General features: G+C 68.7%; 17 protein-coding genes. 10 read left to right on the top strand and 7 right to left on the bottom strand.

Annotated elements, in window-relative coordinates; genetic code table 11:
* Positions 1-12: 12 nt before the first annotated feature.
* Entirely contained in the window at positions 13-1,185 is a 1,173-nt protein-coding gene (locus tag A5773_RS19765; RefSeq protein ID WP_067266027.1) for a polyprenyl synthetase family protein, read from the bottom strand.
* Between the two features lie 303 nt (positions 1,186-1,488).
* On the opposite strand from A5773_RS19765, the gene A5773_RS19760 reads away from it, so the two are divergent.
* The 3 genes from A5773_RS19760 to A5773_RS19750 all read left to right on the top strand — a co-directional run bounded on the left by A5773_RS19760 (position 1,489) and on the right by A5773_RS19750 (position 3,583).
* Positions 1,489-1,983: a MarR family winged helix-turn-helix transcriptional regulator gene (locus A5773_RS19760; protein WP_067266031.1), complete on the top strand. Its 495-nt coding sequence runs from the start codon at positions 1,489-1,491 to the stop codon at positions 1,981-1,983.
* Positions 1,984-2,099: 116 nt separating this feature from the next.
* Positions 2,100-2,825 carry a hypothetical protein gene (locus A5773_RS19755; protein WP_067266035.1) on the top strand — a complete coding sequence of 242 codons (726 nt, stop codon included), beginning with the start codon at positions 2,100-2,102 and terminating at the stop codon, positions 2,823-2,825.
* An 80-nt stretch (positions 2,826-2,905) separates the two neighbouring features.
* Positions 2,906-3,583 (top strand): phosphodiesterase, encoded by a 678-nt coding sequence (locus A5773_RS19750; protein ID WP_066952422.1) that lies wholly within the window; start codon positions 2,906-2,908, stop codon positions 3,581-3,583.
* Between the two features lie 40 nt (positions 3,584-3,623).
* On the opposite strand, the gene A5773_RS19745 is transcribed toward A5773_RS19750, so the two are convergent.
* From A5773_RS19745 to A5773_RS19725, 5 genes are all read right to left on the bottom strand, one after another.
* Complete coding sequence (locus A5773_RS19745; RefSeq protein ID WP_067266038.1) at positions 3,624-4,610, bottom strand: hypothetical protein; 987 nt, start codon at positions 4,608-4,610, stop codon at positions 3,624-3,626.
* 68 nt (positions 4,611-4,678) lie between these two features.
* Positions 4,679-6,034, bottom strand: a complete 1,356-nt coding sequence (locus A5773_RS19740) for a TIGR01777 family oxidoreductase (RefSeq protein ID WP_067266041.1) — start codon at positions 6,032-6,034, stop codon at positions 4,679-4,681.
* 8 nt (positions 6,035-6,042) lie between these two features.
* Positions 6,043-7,287 (bottom strand): glycosyltransferase family 4 protein, encoded by a 1,245-nt coding sequence (locus A5773_RS19735; protein ID WP_067266237.1) that lies wholly within the window; start codon positions 7,285-7,287, stop codon positions 6,043-6,045.
* A gap of 13 nt (positions 7,288-7,300) precedes the next feature.
* Positions 7,301-8,851, bottom strand: coding sequence for a glycoside hydrolase family 57 protein (locus A5773_RS19730; RefSeq protein ID WP_156659471.1), 1,551 nt, complete (start codon positions 8,849-8,851; stop codon positions 7,301-7,303).
* Between the two features lie 26 nt (positions 8,852-8,877).
* Positions 8,878-9,687: a bifunctional 2-polyprenyl-6-hydroxyphenol methylase/3-demethylubiquinol 3-O-methyltransferase UbiG gene (locus tag A5773_RS19725; protein WP_067266047.1), complete on the bottom strand. Its 810-nt coding sequence runs from the start codon at positions 9,685-9,687 to the stop codon at positions 8,878-8,880.
* A 229-nt stretch (positions 9,688-9,916) separates the two neighbouring features.
* Between A5773_RS19725 and A5773_RS19720 the strand changes: the two genes are divergently transcribed.
* From A5773_RS19720 to mnmA, 7 genes are all read left to right on the top strand, one after another.
* A complete protein-coding gene (locus A5773_RS19720; RefSeq protein ID WP_066952432.1) occupies positions 9,917-10,708 on the top strand; it encodes an electron transfer flavoprotein subunit beta/FixA family protein in 792 nt (263 codons plus the stop codon).
* 39 nt (positions 10,709-10,747) lie between these two features.
* Entirely contained in the window at positions 10,748-11,704 is a 957-nt protein-coding gene (locus A5773_RS19715; protein WP_066952434.1) for an electron transfer flavoprotein subunit alpha/FixB family protein, read from the top strand.
* Positions 11,705-12,328: 624 nt separating this feature from the next.
* Positions 12,329-14,035, top strand: a complete 1,707-nt coding sequence (locus A5773_RS19710; RefSeq protein ID WP_066952435.1) for a GAF domain-containing protein — start codon at positions 12,329-12,331, stop codon at positions 14,033-14,035.
* Between the two features lie 160 nt (positions 14,036-14,195).
* Positions 14,196-15,056 (top strand): GNAT family N-acetyltransferase, encoded by an 861-nt coding sequence (locus A5773_RS19705; protein WP_066952436.1) that lies wholly within the window; start codon positions 14,196-14,198, stop codon positions 15,054-15,056.
* Positions 15,053-15,901, top strand: a complete 849-nt coding sequence (locus tag A5773_RS19700; RefSeq protein ID WP_066952438.1) for a 1-acyl-sn-glycerol-3-phosphate acyltransferase — start codon at positions 15,053-15,055, stop codon at positions 15,899-15,901. The genes A5773_RS19705 and A5773_RS19700 overlap by 4 nt, the downstream gene beginning before the upstream one ends.
* A gap of 53 nt (positions 15,902-15,954) precedes the next feature.
* Positions 15,955-17,133 carry a cysteine desulfurase family protein gene (locus tag A5773_RS19695; protein ID WP_067792245.1) on the top strand — a complete coding sequence of 393 codons (1,179 nt, stop codon included), beginning with the start codon at positions 15,955-15,957 and terminating at the stop codon, positions 17,131-17,133.
* Positions 17,134-18,210 (top strand): tRNA 2-thiouridine(34) synthase MnmA, encoded by a 1,077-nt coding sequence (gene mnmA, locus A5773_RS19690; protein WP_067266065.1) that lies wholly within the window; start codon positions 17,134-17,136, stop codon positions 18,208-18,210.
* Here mnmA and A5773_RS19685 read toward each other — a convergent pair.
* On the bottom strand, positions 18,207-18,842 hold the full coding sequence (locus A5773_RS19685; RefSeq protein ID WP_067266069.1) for a sensor domain-containing protein: 636 nt from the start codon (positions 18,840-18,842) through the stop codon (positions 18,207-18,209). The two genes, mnmA and A5773_RS19685, sit on opposite strands and share 4 nt — an antisense overlap.
* Between the last annotated feature and the right edge of the window lie 51 nt (positions 18,843-18,893).

The raw sequence follows: 18,893 nt of genomic DNA, 5'->3' as shown, positions 1-18,893 counted from the left end.
AACTTGTGGCACTCATTCGGCACGATCCGTACACGCGGCCGCCATTTCGTCCAGCGCGGCACGGACGGGCTCGTCGATCGGGGTGTCCCCAAGGTGTTCACGCGCCGACGCGACCCGGTCGCTGATCATCTCCTCGATCATCGCGACGGCCCCGGTCTTCACGATCAACGCCTTCCACTGGTCGAGCGCGTCGTCGTCGAGGACGTGGCCGTTCATCAATTCGTTCATTGCGGCGCGGGTCGTCGGATCGGCCAGCTGGTGTGCGGCCACCACGACGCTGGTTGCCTTGCGTTCCAGCAGATCTCCGGAACACGGCTTCCCCGTGGTGGCCGGCGAGCCGAAGATGCCGAGGACGTCGTCGCGAAGCTGGAACGCTTCCCCGACCGCGGCGCCGTAGCGGCCCAGTCGTGTCATGGTTCGATCGTCGCAACCGGACATCGCCGCGCCGATCTCCAGCGGTCGCCGCACGGTGTAGTTGCCCGACTTGCGCCGCGCCACGTCGAGCACGGCCTCCAGCGGAGGCATGTGCCGGACATCGGTCGTCAGGTCCCCGAACTGACCAATCGCCAGCTCCGTGCGCATCGTGTCGTAGCGGGGCCACGCCTGCTGCAAGCGCCCGGGTGGGACGCCGCTTTCGCGCAGCATCTGCTCGGACCAGATCAGGCAGAGGTCACCCAGCAGGATGGCGGCCGATTCACCGAACCGTCGCGCCGACCCGGATAACCCACGCTCGCGGTGCCATTGGGCGAAATGAAGGTGCGCCGAGGGGCGCCCCCGCCGTTCGGTCGAACCGTCCATGACATCGTCCTGCAGCAGCGCAAAAACGTGCAGCAGCTCGAAACTCGCGGCCGCCTGCAACGCCGCTTCGCACGGCGCTGCACCGCAGAGCCATCCCAGATACGCGAAGGTCGATCGCACGCATTTACCGCCGGAGATGAACGCCGTCAGGATGTCGCTCGCGGCATCGATGCGCGTGTCGTCGAGCTCGCGACGCCGTGGCGCGACGAAGTCGGCGAGGTGGGCGAGAACCGCGTGCCGCACGTCCGAGCGCCATTCGTCCGAGCGCCATTCGTCGAAGTCCTGTACTTCTGACCGTTCCGCCGCGATTACCGGCGACTCGGTGGCGGGTGTCAACGACAAAGCACCCATTTTGGCCACGCGCTTCCCTCCTGGACGGCTTGGCATTCCCAGGTTAGATCGGCTCAAACACACGCGGTCATCGCCGCTGCTCGGAGCATCAAAACGCCCTTGCGACAGCAACCGCTCCGATCGACCCTGTTCAACCTCGGACGACCTTACCCATCACCTTCAATAACTTAAACATTAACTTAATGAAATTCTTCTCGGTCCGCCAGCCGGGAGCGGGTCGTAGTCGTCGCCGCCTCGACCCTTCGCGCTGCCGGCAAGCTCGTCACCGAGGATCATTTCAGTCAATTAACCATTAACGAACTGAACTGTGTGGCGGTTCAGGGATATGCTCACATTGTTATGGAAGCTGACGGGCAGCGCGGGAGCCGCGATGCGCTGGAGTCGCTGATCTCTGCCGATCTGCGAGAGATATCAGCCGAATCCGACCAGATCGGGCGGCAGTTCGCGATGTCACATCGTCTGCGGCCCAATGACTTCCGAGCGTTGATGTATGTCATGGTCGCAGAAGGCGCCGGGCGTCCGATGACCTCCGGTGATCTCAGCCAGCGGATGGGACTGTCCGGTTCGGCCATCACCTACCTCGTCGATCGGTTGATCGATTCGGGACACATCCGTCGCGATTCACACCCAGACGATCGTCGTAAGGTCGTCCTGCGTCATGGCGAAACCGGCCTGGCCACCGCCCGGTCCTTCTTCAGTCCGCTGGGCGCCCTCACCCGGGCCGCCCTGGAGGAGCTGCCCGATGCGGACTTGATGGCCGCCCATCGGGTGCTCGGCGCGATGATCGACGCGATGCAGCGATTCCAGGGCGACGGAAGCGGCCCCCGGCCTTGATCGGGCGACCTCCGAGCTGGCTTTTTGCCGGTTTGACGGCATTGCCGGCGGGTATCCACGGCTCATCAGCGTGTCCGGCAAAATCGTCGGACTTACGTGAGGGGTGGTGTGGCCCAATGGAAGCGGTCAGCTGCCGGTGCGGTCGCCTGGCGATCGTGTTCGCGTTCGCGTTGATGGTCGTCGGATCCCCGGGCTCGGCGACCGCCGATCCGGCCGTCACGGTGTTTCCCGGTATGGAGATCCGGCAAGGTGGCACGGTTTGCATGGTCGGCCTGGTTGAGCCCCGGTTGCGGGTCGCGGTGACCAGCGGCCAATGCGAGAGCGGAACGTCGGAAGTCACCGACCGGGACGGAAACCCGGTCGGAACGGTGGTGCTCGCGCGCCGCCAGGCCGCCGACGACACGGCGGCGAACGGCGCGATGCTGCCCGTCGAATACGAGGTCATTGGGCTTGGTGCGACCGTGACGGCCTCGGACGTGTTGCCGACTGGCCGGCAGCTGACGTCGTCGCCCGGCCTGCGCGCGCAACCCGGCCTGCCGGTGTGCCAGTTCCGCCGGGCGGACGGCCAGCGGTGCGGATCGATCAGCTCCGTCAGCGATGGCCGCTTCATCATTGAAGACGTCGCCGTGGACAGCCGTGACTTCGGCGGCCCCGTTTATGCGCTGACGGACGACAACCGGGCCGTGATCGTGGGGTTGTTCGAGGGGATTTGGGGATCGGTGCCCGAGATGGAGTCGTGGCAGGCAGTCATGCAGCAGGTCTACATCGACGGTCGCTCACAGAATCAGCAGCAACAATTGCCCGGTGAAGCGCGCATGATCGGACATCGGGTGATCGCGTGACCGCTCTGGACTCTTGAAGCTCGCCTGAAGGCAACCGTCCGAGCGCGTTTTCTTCGGCGGGAAACGGGAACCCGCCGCCGGTGAATGTTTCCGATCTTGTCGCGGCGCCCTTCCAGTGGGGCTCCGCTATCCGGGGAAAACGGTTGTTCCATCCCATCGGGGTGCTGGCGGAAGGCTTCCTCGAACGGGTCGCGCCCCCCGGTCAGGGGCTGCCCATATCGTCGTCCGAGATTGTCGCGCGGGTGTCCAAGGCCAGCGGCACCCCGGGCGCCTTGCCGGACTTCATCGGCCTGGCCTTCCGGTCAACGCCGCAGCAGGCTCCCGGGCCATGGGACATCCTGCTCGTCTCCTCGGGCTCGGGGGTGCTGTCCCGCGCGCTGGCACTGCGGCCGGCCATCTCCTGGAGCGGTCAGACTCTGACCACCCTGATGCCGCTGCACTATCAGGGGGACAACTGGTGGCTCAGGGCCCGGATCGTGAGCGAGATCGACGGCCCCGGCCTCTCGCTGAACAGCGTCCGCAACCGGCTCGACCATGACAAAATCGAGGTGTCACTCGATCAGGCTTGTGGTACAGGCGATTTCACGCCACTGGGCCGGCTCGCGCTGACCGGTGTCATCGATCCCGAACGGGCGGGGGACGTATCGTTTGATCCCGTCATCAACACTCCTCCCGGCCTGAGCCTGCACCCGCGGTGGCTCGCCGACCTGCGGGCCCGGGCTTATCGGCGGAGCCGTCGCGGCCGAGACGCGAACTAGGGGGCGGCGCCGTGTCCAAGCGCATCGGCGCCGCACCCCGTCACGGCAGCGTGCTGATGGTGCCGTCCGTCAAGAGTTCGTTGTAGTAGCTTCCGCCCGGGTAGAAATCGGGTGTCAGGGTCCCCGCGAACATATCGGCGATCCAGCCCCGCGTGAGGCCCCATACCGCCGCGACATTGCCCGGCTTCGGACGACCGCACACCAGGTTTTCGTACGCCGGCGACGACGGTCCCAGCGCGTCGCCGTGCGCGCCGGTGACGATCTTCACCCCATGAAATGTCCGGTCCGACAGGAACCGTTCGATCGCCTTCGTACCGAGTTGGAAAAAGTTGCACAGCAGATGGGGCGACGCCGTGGCGTAGATAGGCAGCGTGGTGCCCGCCAAACCTGCCAGCGCTTGGTCGGTGTTGGATCCGAGGAACGACTTGACGCCGTCTTCGCTGACGATGCCGCGCATTTGGGCGAAGGTGTCCGGATAAGCCGTGTGCAGGCGCTCGGCGACGTATTCGACGGCCTCGGCCCCTGCCGAATGCCCCACGAAAACCAACTTGTCGGGTAGCGGGATGACAGACCGGCCGGCCTTGGCGGCCGCCATCGCGAAGGATGACGCCAACGCGCCAGTCGGATCGTCTTTGTGGGCAAAGACATCGGCGATGTTGTTCAGGAAGCCGGTGTTGTCAATGAGGTGCTCCACGGTGCAGCCGAAGGGGTTGACGGTGGGCAGCTTGGTGGCCAGCACGAGGTATCCGCTGCCGGCGAGCTCGGCGGCGAAGGTGGACCAGACCTTCGCGCCCTCGACGAAGCCGTGCTGCAGCCAGACCAATCCCACCGGCGGCGTGCTCGGGAAATACCATGTCGTCGGAACCGCCCGGGTCTCGGTCGCGCATGCGACGTCGGTCGTGCTGTCCGCTTCCGTGGATTCGGCGCCGGCCTGGCGCGGGCCAAGCAGCACGGCGGCCGCCGCGGCGACGCACATTGCGGCCGCGCTGGTGCGACGGGCGCGCCGGACCAGCGCACCGGAGATCATTAAGAAATTGAACCATTTAGGTGAGCGGATCGGGCTTGATCAGGCCCAAATGCGGGAGGTCCTAGTCCTCAGCCGGTGCGCCCGAGCAGGTGACGCAGGGCTTGGTCGAGGTCTGGCTGGCGAAACCGGTGCCCGGCGGCAGTCAGCTTTTGCGGGGCCACTCGCTGATTGGCGCACGCGAGCTCGCGGGCGCCCTGCTCGCCGAGCAGCAGCCGAGGCCCCAGCGACGGCACCGGCAACACCGCGGGCCGGTGCACGACGTGAGCCAGGGTGGCGGTGTATTCGCTGTTGCGAACCGGTTGAGGGGCAACGGCGTTCACGGGTCCCGCCAGTGCTTCGTCCCATAGGGCGCGGTGGTAAATGTCGACCAGGTCGTCGATCCCGATCCACGAGAGCCATTGCCTGCCGTCGCCGAGCCGGCCGCCCAGGCCGGCGCTGAACAACGGACGCATCAGCTTCAACGTTCCGCCGCGCGGGGATTGCACGATGCCGGTGCGCACCTGCACCACCCGCACCCCGGCCTGTGCCGCGGGTGCGGTCGCCGCCTCCCAATCCGCCACGACATCGGCGAGAAAGCCGTCGCCGCGGTCGCTGTCCTCGGTCAGGATGTCATCACCGCGGTCGTATCCGTAGTACCCGATCGCCGAAGCCGAGATGAACACGTCCGGCCGCTGTGGGCCGCGGCCCACAGCTTCAGCCAGCCGGCGGGTCGGGTCAATCCTGCTGTCGCGGATGGCATGTCGATGCTTCTCGGTGAACCGGCCGGCGATCGAGGCGCCCGCGAGATGGATGACGGCGTCCACACCGTCGAACAGTGCCGGGTCGGGGTCGTCGGGATCCCACTGCCGCTCGTCGTCGGTCCGCGGGGCGTGGCGAACCAACCGGACGACGCGATGGCCGCCGGTGCTCAGAAACGCGGTCAACGCCGAACCCACCAGCCCGGACGCTCCGGTGATCGCGACCGTCGCCGGAGCCAGCCCGTTGTCGGCGGCCAGCCGGTGCGCGGCCAGATCGTCGGCCAGCTGACGGTGCCGGTAGGTGAACATGGGGCGCAGCAACGACCCGGGCACGGGCGTGTCCACCCGGTCGATGACCCGGGTGCGGCCGTCGCCGACGTCTTCGAAGTCGTGGGTGTGCCGCCAGCGCACTGCCATTCGTGCCGGCAGCGCGGCCAGGCCGTCGCCACCGATCGCGTCGACGAAGCGCCGCGGCGGGTCGTAACCCGCCGCCTGGTGGACGGCGACCCAGCGCAGGCCGCCCGGTAGCGCCAGCGTCGCCCGACCGTCCTTCAGCGACGAGGCCTCGGTGACCAGTCGCATCGGCTGCCACGGCGGCGAGAGCCGGGCGAACGCGCCCCGCCGGGCGTGCCAGGCGAAGACGTCGGCGATCGGCGCGTCGACCACGCTCGAATATTCCAACCCCATACTGCAGGCTAGCGGTTCGGCAGGGGGTTCTCGATGATGGGCATGCGCGGCTGCGGCTGCCGCTCGGCGCGCTTGGCCGCCAGATACACCTGGGCGGTCTCGCCGGCCACGGTCTTCCAGTCGAAGTCTGAGGTGAGTCGCTCGCGGGCGGCGCGGGCGCGGCGCTGAGCGGCAGCCGGATCGTCGAGCACGATCCGCACGGCCGAGGCCAGCGCGGTGATATCGCGGGGCGCGCAAGACACCCCGGTCCGGCCGTTGATCACCGCCTCGCCCAGGCCGCCGATGTTCGACGTCACGAGCGGAGTGCCCGCCGCGGCGGCCTCCAGCGCGACGATCCCAAACGGCTCGTAGTGGCTGGGCAGCACCGCGACGTCGGCCCGATGCAGCACCGCGAGCAGCTCGGCATGGTCGAGGTGCCCGGCGAAGCGAATTGCCTTGAGCACGCGGTTCTTTCGGGCTTGCTCGACGAGCCACTCCTGTTGGGTGCCCTCGCCGGCGATGGTCAATGTGGTCCCCGGATGGCTGCGCCTGATCCGCGGCAGGGCGGCGATGACGTCGTGCACGCCCTTCTCGTACTCCAGCCGCCCGAGGTAGAGCAGTTCGGCGGGACCGGTGCGCGCTCGCCGCTCGGCGAACGGCCAGCGCGCGGCGTCGATACCGTTGCGGATGACCGTTATTCCGGCCAGGCCCGGACCGAACAGTTCGGTGATCTCGTCGCCCATTGACGCCGAACACGTGATCAGCGAATCGGATTCGCGCACCAACCACGATTCCAGGGCGTGCACCTGACGACTGATGGCGCCGGAGATCCAGCCGGAATGCCGTCCGGCCTCGGTGGCGTGAATGGTGGAAACCATTGGCACGTCGTAGTACTGGGCGAGTGTGATCGCGGGATGAGCCACCAGCCAGTCGTGCGCGTGCACGACGTCCGGACGCCACGACCGGGTGGTGCCCCGCTTCTTCAGCGACAGCCCCGCGCGGATCATGGAATGGCCCATCGCCAGCGTCCACGCCATCATGTCGGCGCCGAAAGAGAATTCGTGCGGATCCTGGGCGGCCGCGATCACCCGGACACCGTCGACCACCTCGTCGGACGACGGGTGCGTGCTGGGGTCGGTGCCCGTGGGCTGGCGGGACAGCACGACGACCTCGTGGCCGGCGGCGGCCAGCGCGGTCGATAGGTGATGCACGTGCCGGCCGAGCCCGCCGATCACCACCGGTGGGTACTCCCACGACACCATCAGGACTTTCACGGTGTCGCCCCGCTCATCGGGGCAGCCTGCGCGCGTCCAGCGCGCCGAAAAGTCCATCGGCGCGGTTCCATCCGTCGGCCAGCCGCCCGGCGGCGTCACGCCGGCCGGACGCCAGCGCGCCCGCGATCTCGCGGGTGGCGTGGGCATGCAAGTGGGCGCGGTACCGCGCGTAGTCGGCGGCCGAGTCCTTACTCACCATGAACGGCCAGTCGCTGGAGACGGTGAGCAGGGTCTCGCGCAGGATCTGGTCGGCGACGTGGTCGCGGGGGAGCGGCCCGTCCAGCGACGCCCGTTGCGACAGCGCCTTGTCGACGGTGCTGAGCGCCATGTCGACCACTTCGTTGTTGAGCTGGACGAGATCGGCCACCTTGTCGCCGGCCCACACCTGCCAGCCCTTGCCCGAACCCCACGAGCTGGGTGGCAATTGCACTGCGCGCCCGACGAATCCGTCCGCGATGGCGTCGTTCAACGTCCCCACCCGCACGCCGGCGGCGGGCAGCTCGCGCAGCACCCGCTGCAGCCACGTGGGGCCCTCGTACCACCAGTGGCCGAACAGTTCGGTGTCGAAGGCGGCGACCACGTGGGCGGGCCGCCCGATCCGCTCGGATTCGCTCGTCAGCCGGTTGCGGACCACCTCGACGAAGTCGGCGACATGGCTGTCGACCGCTTGGTCGGCGCGCTCGGGATCGTAGGGCGCCTTGGCCTCCGAGGGCACGTTGCGGCCGGTCACCCGCGCCGGCTTGAGCCCGGTGAGGTGGTCGTAGGTGTGGAAGTCGCGGTAGGCGGCGTGCCCCGGGTAGCCCGATTTCGGTGACCACACCCGATAGCTGACCTGCAGGTCGCGCCCGAACGCGACCACGTCGGTGTCGCCGACCGGCCGGCCCAGCGCGGTATCGCCGTGCAGCGACGGCCCGTCGACCATGAAGTGGGTGACACCCGCGGCGGCGTAGTCGTGCTCCATGCCGGGCGCGTAGGCGCATTCGGGCGCCCAGATTCCGCTCGGGCGGTGCGCCATCCGCTGCTGCGGATCGGCCAGCCCTTCGCGCAGGGCGAACTCGCGCAGCCGCGGCGCGAGCAGCGGTTGGAACGGGTGGGCCAGCGGGCCGCCGAGCAACTCCACGGTGCCGGCGTCGATCAGGCCCCGCAACAGTGGGCTACCGCCGTGCCGCCAGTGGGTGGCAAATTCGTTCAGCGCCTGATCCGCCTCGGCGCATTCGCGAATACCCAAGTCGCGCAACGCTTCCGGCGCGCACGACAAGAAGCCCGCGGACTTCGAACGGGGATTGGACCGCACGCTGGCGGCCTCGGCCGCCCGCAGTCGCCAGTTGGCCAGCCAGTGATGCATGCCGTCGAGGCAGTAGGGGTCGTCGAGCTGCGCGTTGACCACCGGAGTGACGCCGAGCGTGACCAGCCCCTGGCGGTCCTCGTCTGCCAGCGTGGTCAGCACCCGCATCAGCGGCAGATAGGCCGCCGCCCAGGATTGGTAGAGCCACTCCTCGCCGACCGGCCACCGCCCATGATGCGCCAGCCACGGCAGGTGGGTGTGCAGGACCAGGGTGAACATGCCGGGCACCCGGTCGTGCGAATTACTCACGGCGCTACCGCGATTGCGATCAGATCCAGGCTGTCGTCGATGTCACGGCGGCCGCTGTCCAGGATCTCGAAGTCGTCACACGTCACCGCGGCGACGTCCGCCTGAAGCTCCGGCGGCCAGGGCGCCCCGGCCACCGCCCGCTGGATCTGCGCGTCGATGATGGAGCCGCCGTGGCGCGCGTCCATCTCCCGCAGCCGCGGACCGTGGAACAACCCGCTGACCGACACCTCGCGAAAGCCCGCGTCCACCAGCAACTCCGTCAGCTCGTCGGCGTTGAGTTCGCGGGTGTGAAACGGGTTGATCGGGGTGTCGCGGCCGGGAGAGAAGGTGATCCGGTTGGGTGTGGACACCATCAGCAACCCGCCGCGCCGCAGCACCCGCGCGCACTCGGCCACGAATTGTGGCTGATCCCACAGGTGCTCGATGACTTGGAAGTTGACCACAATATCCACCGACGCGCCGGGCAGCGGGAGCTCGGCCAGGTTCGCCCGCATCACTTCCACCCGCGGGTAGCGCGCGCGCACGTGGTCCACCGCGGCCTCGTCGTAATCCACGGCCACGACCCGGCGCGCGACGCCGGCGATCAGGTCGGCGCCGTACCCCTCTCCGCAGCCGGCCTCGAGCACCTCGCGGCCCGCGCAGCGTCCCGCCAGTCGCTGGTAAACCACCTGGTGGCGGCGGAACCAGTAGTTTTCGACGTCCAGATCCGGGATGGTGCGCTCGCCCGTCAACGTCAGCACGGGATCAGCCGACGGCGAGGGATCGCCGGGGCTGCGTCGGGGGACGTCGGGGACGGTTGCGCTCATCGCATAGGCAGGCTAACGCGAAGTGTCGGATTCGCGAACCGGGAGCGGGGAGCCCCCGGTTGCCGACGGTAGACATGCCGCAAGAACGTGCAGTACGACCCGCTATGGTGTGAATGCAGGCTGCACAAAGTTACCGAGTAGTAACACGACCGTGCGCTGCTAAACGCGTACTGAAAGTCTCGTGGTCGACTGCTGCGAGGCTCCTTCAATAGGAGGACGAACCACACTCATGACGAACATCGTGGTCCTGATCAAGCAGGTCCCAGACACCTGGTCGGAGCGCAAGCTGAACGACGGCGATTACACGCTGGACCGCGAGGCTGCCGACGCGGTGCTGGACGAGATCAACGAGCGCGCCGTCGAAGAGGCCTTGCAGATCCGCGAGCGGGAGGGCGGCGACGGTTCGGTGACCGTGCTGACCGCGGGCCCCGAACGCGCCACCGAGGCGATCCGCAAGGCGCTGTCGATGGGCGCCGACAAGGCCGTCCACCTCAAGGACGACGGCATGCGCGGCTCCTGCGTGGTGCAAACCGCCTGGGCGCTGGCGCGCGCGCTGGGCACCATCGAGGGCACCGAGCTCGTCATCGCCGGTAACGAGTCCACCGACGGCTCCGGCGGCGCCGTGCCGGCCATCATCGCCGAGTACCTGGGCCTGCCGCAGCTGACCCACCTGCGCAAGCTGTCCATCGAGGGCGGCAAGATCACCGGCGAACGCGAGACCGACGACGGCCTGTTCACGCTCGAGGCGTCGTTGCCCGCTGTGGTGAGTGTGACCGAGAAGATCAACGAGCCGCGATTCCCGTCCTTCAAGGGCATCATGGCCGCGAAGAAGAAAGAGGTCACGGTGCTGACCCTCGCCGAGATCGGCGTCGAAAGCGACGAGGTCGGGCTTGCCAACGCCGGGTCGACGGTGCTGTCGTCGACGCCGAAGCCGCCGAAGACCGCGGGTGAGAAGGTCACCGACGAGGGTGAGGGCGGTAACCAGATCTCCCAGTACCTGGTCGGCCAGAAGATCATCTAGACGAGCACCCAACCCACAGACGAGAAGAGCGAAGAAACCATGGCTGAAGTTTTGGTGCTCGTTGAGCACGCCGAAGGCGCACTGAAAAAAGTCACTTCCGAGTTGATCACCGCCGCCCGCGCGCTGGGCGATCCGGCCGCCGTCGTAGTCGGCAAGCCCGGAACGGCCGCGCCGCTGGTCGACGGGTTGAAGGAGGCGGGCGCCGCCAAGATCTACGTCGCCGAGTCCGACGACGCCGAGAACTACCTGATCACGCCGGTGGTCGACGTGCTGGCCGCGCTGGCCGAGTCGAACGCGCCCGCCGCCGTCCTGCTCTCCGCCAACGCGGACGGCAAGGAGATCGCGGGCCGCCTCGCCGCCCGGATCGGATCCGGCCTGCTGGTCGACGTGGTCGGCGTCCAGGAAGGCAACAAGGCGGTGCACTCCATCTTCGGTGGGGCGTTCACCGTCGAGTCGCAGGTCAACGGCGACACCCCGGTCATCACGGTGCGCGGTGGCGCCGTCGACGCCGAGCCGCAGGCCGGCGCCGGCGAGCAGGTGACCGTCGAGGTGCCCGCGCCCGCCGAGAACGCCACCAAGATCACCGCCCGCGAACCGGCGGTCGCCGGTGACCGGCCGGAGCTCACCGAGGCCACCATCGTGGTGTCCGGTGGTCGCGGGGTCGGCAGCGCGGAGAACTTCAGCGTGGTCGAGGCCCTGGCCGACTCGCTGGGTGGCGCCGTCGGCGCGTCGCGCGCCGCGGTCGACTCCGGCTACTACCCGGGCCAGTTCCAGGTCGGCCAGACCGGCAAGACGGTGTCGCCGCAGCTCTACATCGCGCTGGGCATCTCCGGAGCCATCCAGCACCGCGCGGGCATGCAGACGTCCAAGACCATCGTCGCGGTCAACAAGGACGAAGAGGCGCCCATCTTCGAGATCGCCGACTACGGCGTGGTGGGAGACCTGTTCAAGGTTGCTCCGCAGCTGACCGACGCCATCAAGGCACGCAAGGGCTGAGTCGCTTAGCCCAAGAGCCCCCGACACAAACGTGTCGGGGGCTCTTGCGCACCAACGGAACCATTGACCGATCGCCGAATTCGATAGCGCGGGTGGTAGCGCTTTACCAAGTCGCTATCGGTCATCACTGGGGCGAGCCGGCTCACCGCGGTCTTCGTCATCGGTCGGACGGATCACCGAGGCGACGGCTGCCGACGCTGCGCCGCAGGTGGCTATGGCACGTTCGCGGGCGGCGCGGGCCGACTCGCGGGCTCGTCGCGCCCGCGCGATGGCGCCTGCCAAGCCGGGTAGGGGCACGACCTTATCGGCGGCACGGCGTCGGGCGATGGCGCGGTGGGATCTCTGTCGGCACGCCCCGCTGCAATAGTGTGCGTCGGCGCGACCGTAGAAGGCCGTGCCGCACTCCCAACACTGCAAGCGGCACGCAGCCATAACGGCAGGTTACGGCTATACGTAACGCATAGCAATATTGGGGCAGCCCGCACTTTTAACTGATACAGTGGGTTTTCTAGTAAAAAGACTCCACCCCCAGACGGTGACTTGCCCAGCCCAGCAAACATTTTTTTCAGCTGGGGCTTCGACTATCTTTCCGGCCGCCGGGCGTCAGTCGGGGAAGGTCGAGACATGCGCGAAGACGAGGGTAAATCGGCTTTTAGGCTGCGCCGCCCCGATTATCTCAGCCGGATGCATGAGCAGCTCGACGAGTTGGTTGCCGACCGTCAACAGATGGCACAACTGCTGCAAGTAGCGATCGAGATCGGCTCCGATCTTGAACTGGACGCGATATTGCACCGCATCGTGGCCGCCGCGATCGGCATGACCGGCGCCCGTTACGGAGCGATCGGGGTATGGGGCCCGGAGGGGCTTTTGGCATCCTTTGTGCACAGCGGTATGGATTCCGACACGGTGCGGCTGGTCGGTCATCTGCCGGTGGGCAAAGGGGTGCTGGGCGCCCTCCGCGACCGCACCGAGCCGCTGCGCCTGGCGCAGTTGTCCGAACATCCGGCCGCCGTTGGGTTCCCCGAGCACCACCCACCCATGGGCGCCTTCCTGGGCATGCCCGTCATCATCCGCGGCGCGGTGTTCGGCAGCCTGTATGTCACCGACGACCGGCCCGGGCGCGCCTTCAGCGAGGCCGACGAGATCACGTTGCGGGCACTGGCGTCGGCGGCATCGGTGGCCATCGACAACGCCCGGCTGTTTGACCGGGTCCGCGCGGGTGCCCGATGGACCGACGCGAGCCGCGAGATCAGCACCGCCCTGCTCTCGGAGTCGCACCCGGATCTGCCGCCGCTGCAACTGATCGCCGAACGCGCAGCAGAGCTGACGGACGCCGAGCAGGCGATCGTCCTGGTGCCGGTCGACCCGGATCAACCCAGCGATGACGTAGACCGTTTGGTGGTGTCCGCGGCGGTCGGCCTGCACGCCAAGGAGGTTGTGGGACAAGAGGTTCCGGTCCGGGGATCCACCACGGGCGACGTATTCCGGTCCGGCCGCCCCCTGCTCACCGAGACGTTCCGCCGACCCATCCCGGCATTCACCGACGTCGGCGAGCGACCCGCGATCTTGGTGCCGCTTCGATCCGACCAGCAGACGCTGGGCGTGATCGTGGTGGCGCGCAACACCGACGCGGCTCCCTTCGACGAAGAGCATCTCGACCTCGTTCGCGACTTCGCCGATCACGCCGCGATCGTCCTCACGCTGGCCACCGAACGACGCAACGCGAGGGACTTGAGCGTGTTGGTCGACCGGGAACGCATCGCCCGAGATCTGCACGACCAGGTCATCAGTCGCGTCTTCGCCGTAGGCATGGAACTGCAGGGAGTCGTCGGCCGCCTCCGCTCACCGCAACTCGCGGCGCGGGTGGCCCAATCCGTCGACGAGTTGCAGGCCGTCATCGGCGACATCCGGTGCACGGTCTTCGATCTGCAGCACCCGCCGGCGCGACGGCGCAGTTTCGCCGAGCGCGTCCAGGACGCGTTCGGGCGCCTCACCGACGAAGTTAACGAGGGAACGACGCTGCGCATGGCGGGGACGATGACCGCGGTGAGCGACGAACTCGCCGAACACGCCGAAGCCGTCGTCAGCGAAGCGCTCAGCAATGCGGTGCGCCACTCGCGCGCCGCGACCATCGCCGTCGAGGTCACCGTCACCGATGAGTTGCTCATCGAGATCACCGACGACGGGCGCGGCGCCGCCTTGGATCACTCCTACGGTGGCCTGGACGAGATCGCCCGCCACGCCAAAGACCTTGGCGGCGATTGCGCGATCACCAGTCCTGCCGGGGGCGGCACCCGGGTGCGCTGGAGCGCGCCGCTGCAGAATCCCTGACCCCGGATGCGGTCGGTGACGGCCGGCTAGACATTGTTTTCCCAGCCGTTGACCAGCTGTTTCCTTGCCCCCGTTTCCGCCACAGTTCGTCATCTGACGTGCACCGACATGTCACAGCCCCGATGCCGACTAGCTCATCGGCTCGGCCACGTTGTGTGTCATGAGCATCGCTTCTGTCCTCATACCCAGTGACAAACCGGAACGCCCGGCGGCCGGCCCGCCCGCCGGGCCCCGCTACTCGCTCTTGCTGTCCACCGACGCCAGCATGATCGAGGCGGCGCAGCGGCTCCGGTACGACGTCTTTTCCAGCACCCCCGGCTTCGCGCTGCCGACGAACAACCACGACCGACGCGACGTCGACAGGTTCGACGAGCACTGCGACCACCTCCTGGTCCGCGACGACAGCACCGGCGAACTGGTGGGCTGCTACCGCATGCTGGCGCCCGCGGGCGCTATCGCGGCCGGGGGCCTCTACACCGCTACGGAGTTCGATATCCGTGCTTTCGACCCGCTCCGGCCGTCGCTGGTGGAGATGGGACGCGCGGTGGTGCGCGAGGGCCACCGCAACGGCGGCGTCGTGCTGCTGATGTGGGCGGGCATCCTGGCCTACCTGGACCGCTACGGCTACGACTACGTGACCGGCTGCGTGTCGGTGCCGGTCTGCGGTGATTCCGACGATCCGGAGAATCGGGCCCCGGGCCGTCAGCTGCGCGGCGTCCGCGACTTCATCCTGAGCCGGCACGCCGCACCGGCGCAGTACCGGGTGCGTCCGCACCGCCCGGTGATCGTCGACGGGACGGCCCTCGACGACATCCCGGCGCCCGCGCGCCCGTCGGTCCCGGCGCTGATGCGCGGTTACCTGCGGCTGGGTGCCCAGGTGTGTGGCGAGCCCGCGCACGACCCCGACTTCGGGGTGGGTGATTTCTGCGTCCTACTCGACAAGGGGCGCGCCGATACCCGATATCTGAAACGCCTCCGGTCCGTATCGGCGGCCTCGCAAATGGCCGGCGGCGACCGATGAACGCTTCCGCGGCCGGCGCGCACTCCTGGCTCCCGCGCGCAACGTGTGACGCCGGTTGTGTGCGTCTCGGCGAGGTGGCGGCCTCGCGGCCGCTGTTGGTCGCGCTGCGGGTGACGCTTCGCCTCATGCTGGCGCTAGTGCTGGCGCCGGGGGTGGCGCTGCTGGCGATGCCCCTGCCCGGGCGGACGCGGGTGCAGCGCATCTACTGCCGGATGGTGTTGCGCTGCTTCGGCATCCGGATCACGGTCACCGGCAGCCCGATTCGCAACCTGAGCGGGGTATTGGTGGTCAGCCCGCACATGTCCTGGCTCGACGTCTTCGCCATCGGCTCGGTGTTGCCCGGGTCGTTCGTCGCGCGGGCCGACATGTTCACCGGGCCCGCCACCGGGATCGTGGCCCGCATCCTGAAAATCATCCCGATCGAGCGGTCCAGTCTGCGCCGGCTGCCCGCGGTGGTGGACACCGTCGCCCGCCGGCTGAGCGGCGGCCAGACGGTCGTGTGCTTCCCGGAGGGCACCACCTGGTGTGGTCGGGACGGCGGGGCTTTCTATCCCGCGATGTTCCAGGCCGCGATCGACGCCGGCCGTCCGGTGCAGCCGCTTCGACTCACCTACCACCACGCCGACGGCAGCGTCTCGACCGTGCCGGCCTTCGTCGGCGACGAGACCCTCGTGGGGTCCATCCGCCGGCTGCTGACCGTGCGACGGACGCTGGCGCGGGTGCACGTCGAATCTCTGCAGCTCCCGGGGACCGATCGGCGAGCCCTGGCGCGCCGCTGCCAGTCGGTGGTGGGCGCGCGAGCGACCCGGCCCGCCGGGCACGGGCCCGTGCTGGTGGCCTCCTAACAGAGTAGTGGGCTCCGGAGGCCCTCGGACCTGCCGGTATCGTGGGTCGCGTCATGGTCTACCTGGATCACGCGGCCACCACGCCGATGCACCCCGCCGCCGTCGAGGCGATGACGGCGGTGCTCGGCACTGTCGGCAACGCCTCCTCGCTGCACACCAGCGGCCGGACGGCGCGGCGGCGCATCGAGGAATCCCGCGAGCTGATCGCCGACCGGCTGGGCGCGCGTCCGTCCGAGGTCATCTTCACCGCGGGCGGGACCGAAAGCGACAACCTGGCGGTCAAGGGCATCTACTGGGCCCGCCGCGACGCCGAACCAAGCCGTCGGCGCATCATCACCAGCGAGGTGGAACACCACGCCGTCCTGGACTCGGTGAACTGGCTCGTCGAACACGAAGGCGCCGAGGTGACCTGGCTGCCGACCGGTGCCGACGGATCGGTGTCGGCGACCGCGCTGCGTGAGGCGCTGCGCAGCCATGACGACGTCGCGCTGGTGTCGGTGATGTGGGCCAACAACGAGGTCGGCACCGTCATGCCGGCCGCCGAGCTCGCCGCGGCCGCGGCCGAATTCGGGGTTCCGATGCACAGCGACGCCGTACAGGCGGTGGGGCAGCTGCCGGTGGCCTTCGCCGCCAGCGGGCTCTCGGCGATGAGCGTGGCCGCGCATAAATTCGGCGGTCCTCCGGGCGTGGGTGCGCTGCTGCTGCGCCGCGACGTGGCATGTGTCCCGCTGGCGCACGGGGGCGGACAGGAGCGAGACATTCGCTCCGGCACCGCCGATGTCGCCGGCGCGGTCGGCATGGCGGCCGCGGCCCGCATCGCGGTGGACAGCCTCGAAACGAATAGCGCGCGGCTGCGGGCGTTGCGCGATCGCCTGATCGACGGGGTGCTGACCGGCATCGAGGACGTCGGCCTCAACGGTGCCCGCGACCCGCTGCGGTTGCCCGGCAACGCGCACTTCACCTTCCGCGGTTGTGAAGGCGACGCGCTGTTGATGCTGTTGGACGCCAACGGAATCGAGTGTTCGACCGGGTCTGCGTGCACCGCCGGCGTCGCGCAGCCGTCGCACGTGTTGCTCGCGATGGGGGCCGACCCGACAAGTGCCCGCGGGTCCCTGCGACTTTCGTTGGGGCACACCAGCGTTGATTCCGATGTCGATGCGGTGTTACAGGTGCTGCCCGCGGCGGTGGACCGCGCCCGCCGGGCCGCACTGGCCGCCGCGGGGGCTCCTTAAGTGAAGGTACTCGCCGCGATGAGCGGTGGCGTCGACTCGTCGGTCGCCGCCGCCCGCATGGTCGACGCCGGGCACGACGTGGTCGGCGTGCACCTGGCGCTGTCGACCGCGCCCGGCACGTTGCGCACCGGCTCGCGCGGGTGCTGCTCCAAAGAAGACGCCTCGGACGCGAGCCGCGTCGCTGATGTCCTCGGAATCCCTTTCTACGTCTGGGATTTCGCCGAGAGATTTCAGGCGGACGTGATCGACGACTTCGTCTCGTCGTACGCGCGCGGCGAAACGCCCAACCCGTGTGTGCGGTGCAACCAGCGGATCAAGTTCTCGGCGCTGTCGGCGAAAGCCCTCGCGCTCGGCTTCGACACGGTGGCCACCGGCCACTACGCCAGGCTGTCCGGCGGGCGGCTGCGCCGCGCGGTCGACAGCGACAAGGACCAGTCCTACGTGCTGGCCGTGCTGACCGCCGAGCAGCTGCGCCACGCCACGTTCCCGATCGGCGACACCCCCAAGGCGCAGATCCGTGCCGAGGCCGCCCGTCGCGGCCTCGCGGTCGCGGAAAAGCCGGACAGCCACGACATCTGCTTCATCCCGTCCGGGAACACCCGGGCATTCCTGGGCGAGCGCATCGCGGTCCGCCGCGGCACCGTCGTCGGCGCCGACGGCGCTGTGCTCGCCGAGCACGATGGGGTGCACGGCTTCACCATCGGCCAGCGCAAAGGCCTGGGCATCGCCGGGCCGGGGCCCGACGGCCGCCCGCGCTACGTGACGGCCATCGACGCCGACACCGCGACCGTGCGGGTGGGGGAGGCGGCCGACCTCGACGTGCGTGAATTGCGCGGGCGTGAGCCGGTCTTCACCGCGGGACGGCCGCCGTCTGGTCCCCTCGAGTGCGTGGTGCAGGTGCGGGCGCACGGTGAGACTGTAAGTGCCGTAGCGGAATTGGTCGGCGACGAGCTGGTCGTGCGGTTGCGCGCCCCCCTTCGCGGAGTCGCGTGCGGTCAGACGCTGGTGCTGTACCGCCCCGACCCGGGCGGTGACGAGGTGCTCGGCAGCGCCATCATCGCCGCCACCGCGCGCTAGTTCGGCACGTTCGCGACGATGTTGGTCATCACGATGTCGGACACCGATTGCGCAAAGCCGCAGAACGTGACCTCCAGAATGGCCACCGAACGCAGCCGGTAGTCGCGGCCGCAGCCACCGGGCCGCAGGTGCAGCGAACCGGCGTCGGCCTTCCAGTCGCCGACGTACTGCTGGCCCGACGAGTCGTTCGCGCAGTCCCCGACCGTGGTCACCAACGCGCCGAACGCGCGCTGTGCGGTGTCGACGTCCCGGTAGGCCGCGGCCCCTTCAGAAATCAGCGCGCCGTCGGGCGGGTCCTGGAAGGTCGTCTTGTGGAACTCTTCGACCTCGGGCCCGAACGTCGCCGTCTCGGCGTAGATGAATCGGCATTCGTGCGGCGTGGTGTCGGCGAGCGCGTCGATGTCAACCAGGCTGGTGCCGTCCATGGAGGGGATGATCGTGAGGTGCTCGCCGGCGCCGGTGATCGCGCGCATCCGCGACTGGTCCAGCAGGACCGTGTCGACATTGACGCCGTGCACGGCCCTGTGTGGGGCACCGAATCCGGCCACCGCCGCGCCGTCCACCACCCGGGTGCACGCGGCAGCCAGCGCCACTGCCCCGCACCACAGCAGCGGGCGTGCCAATCTCGCCATCCGCGACACGTTTCGCACCCTTCCGGCGTCGAACCTACCCGTGCGGCCGCG

This window comes from Mycobacterium sp. 852014-52450_SCH5900713, from assembly GCF_001667075.1.
Classification (GTDB): Bacteria; Actinomycetota; Actinomycetes; order Mycobacteriales; family Mycobacteriaceae; genus Mycobacterium.
The sequence above is the reverse complement of the archived record's forward strand: the minus strand, read 5'-3'. Positions and strand labels throughout refer to the sequence as shown.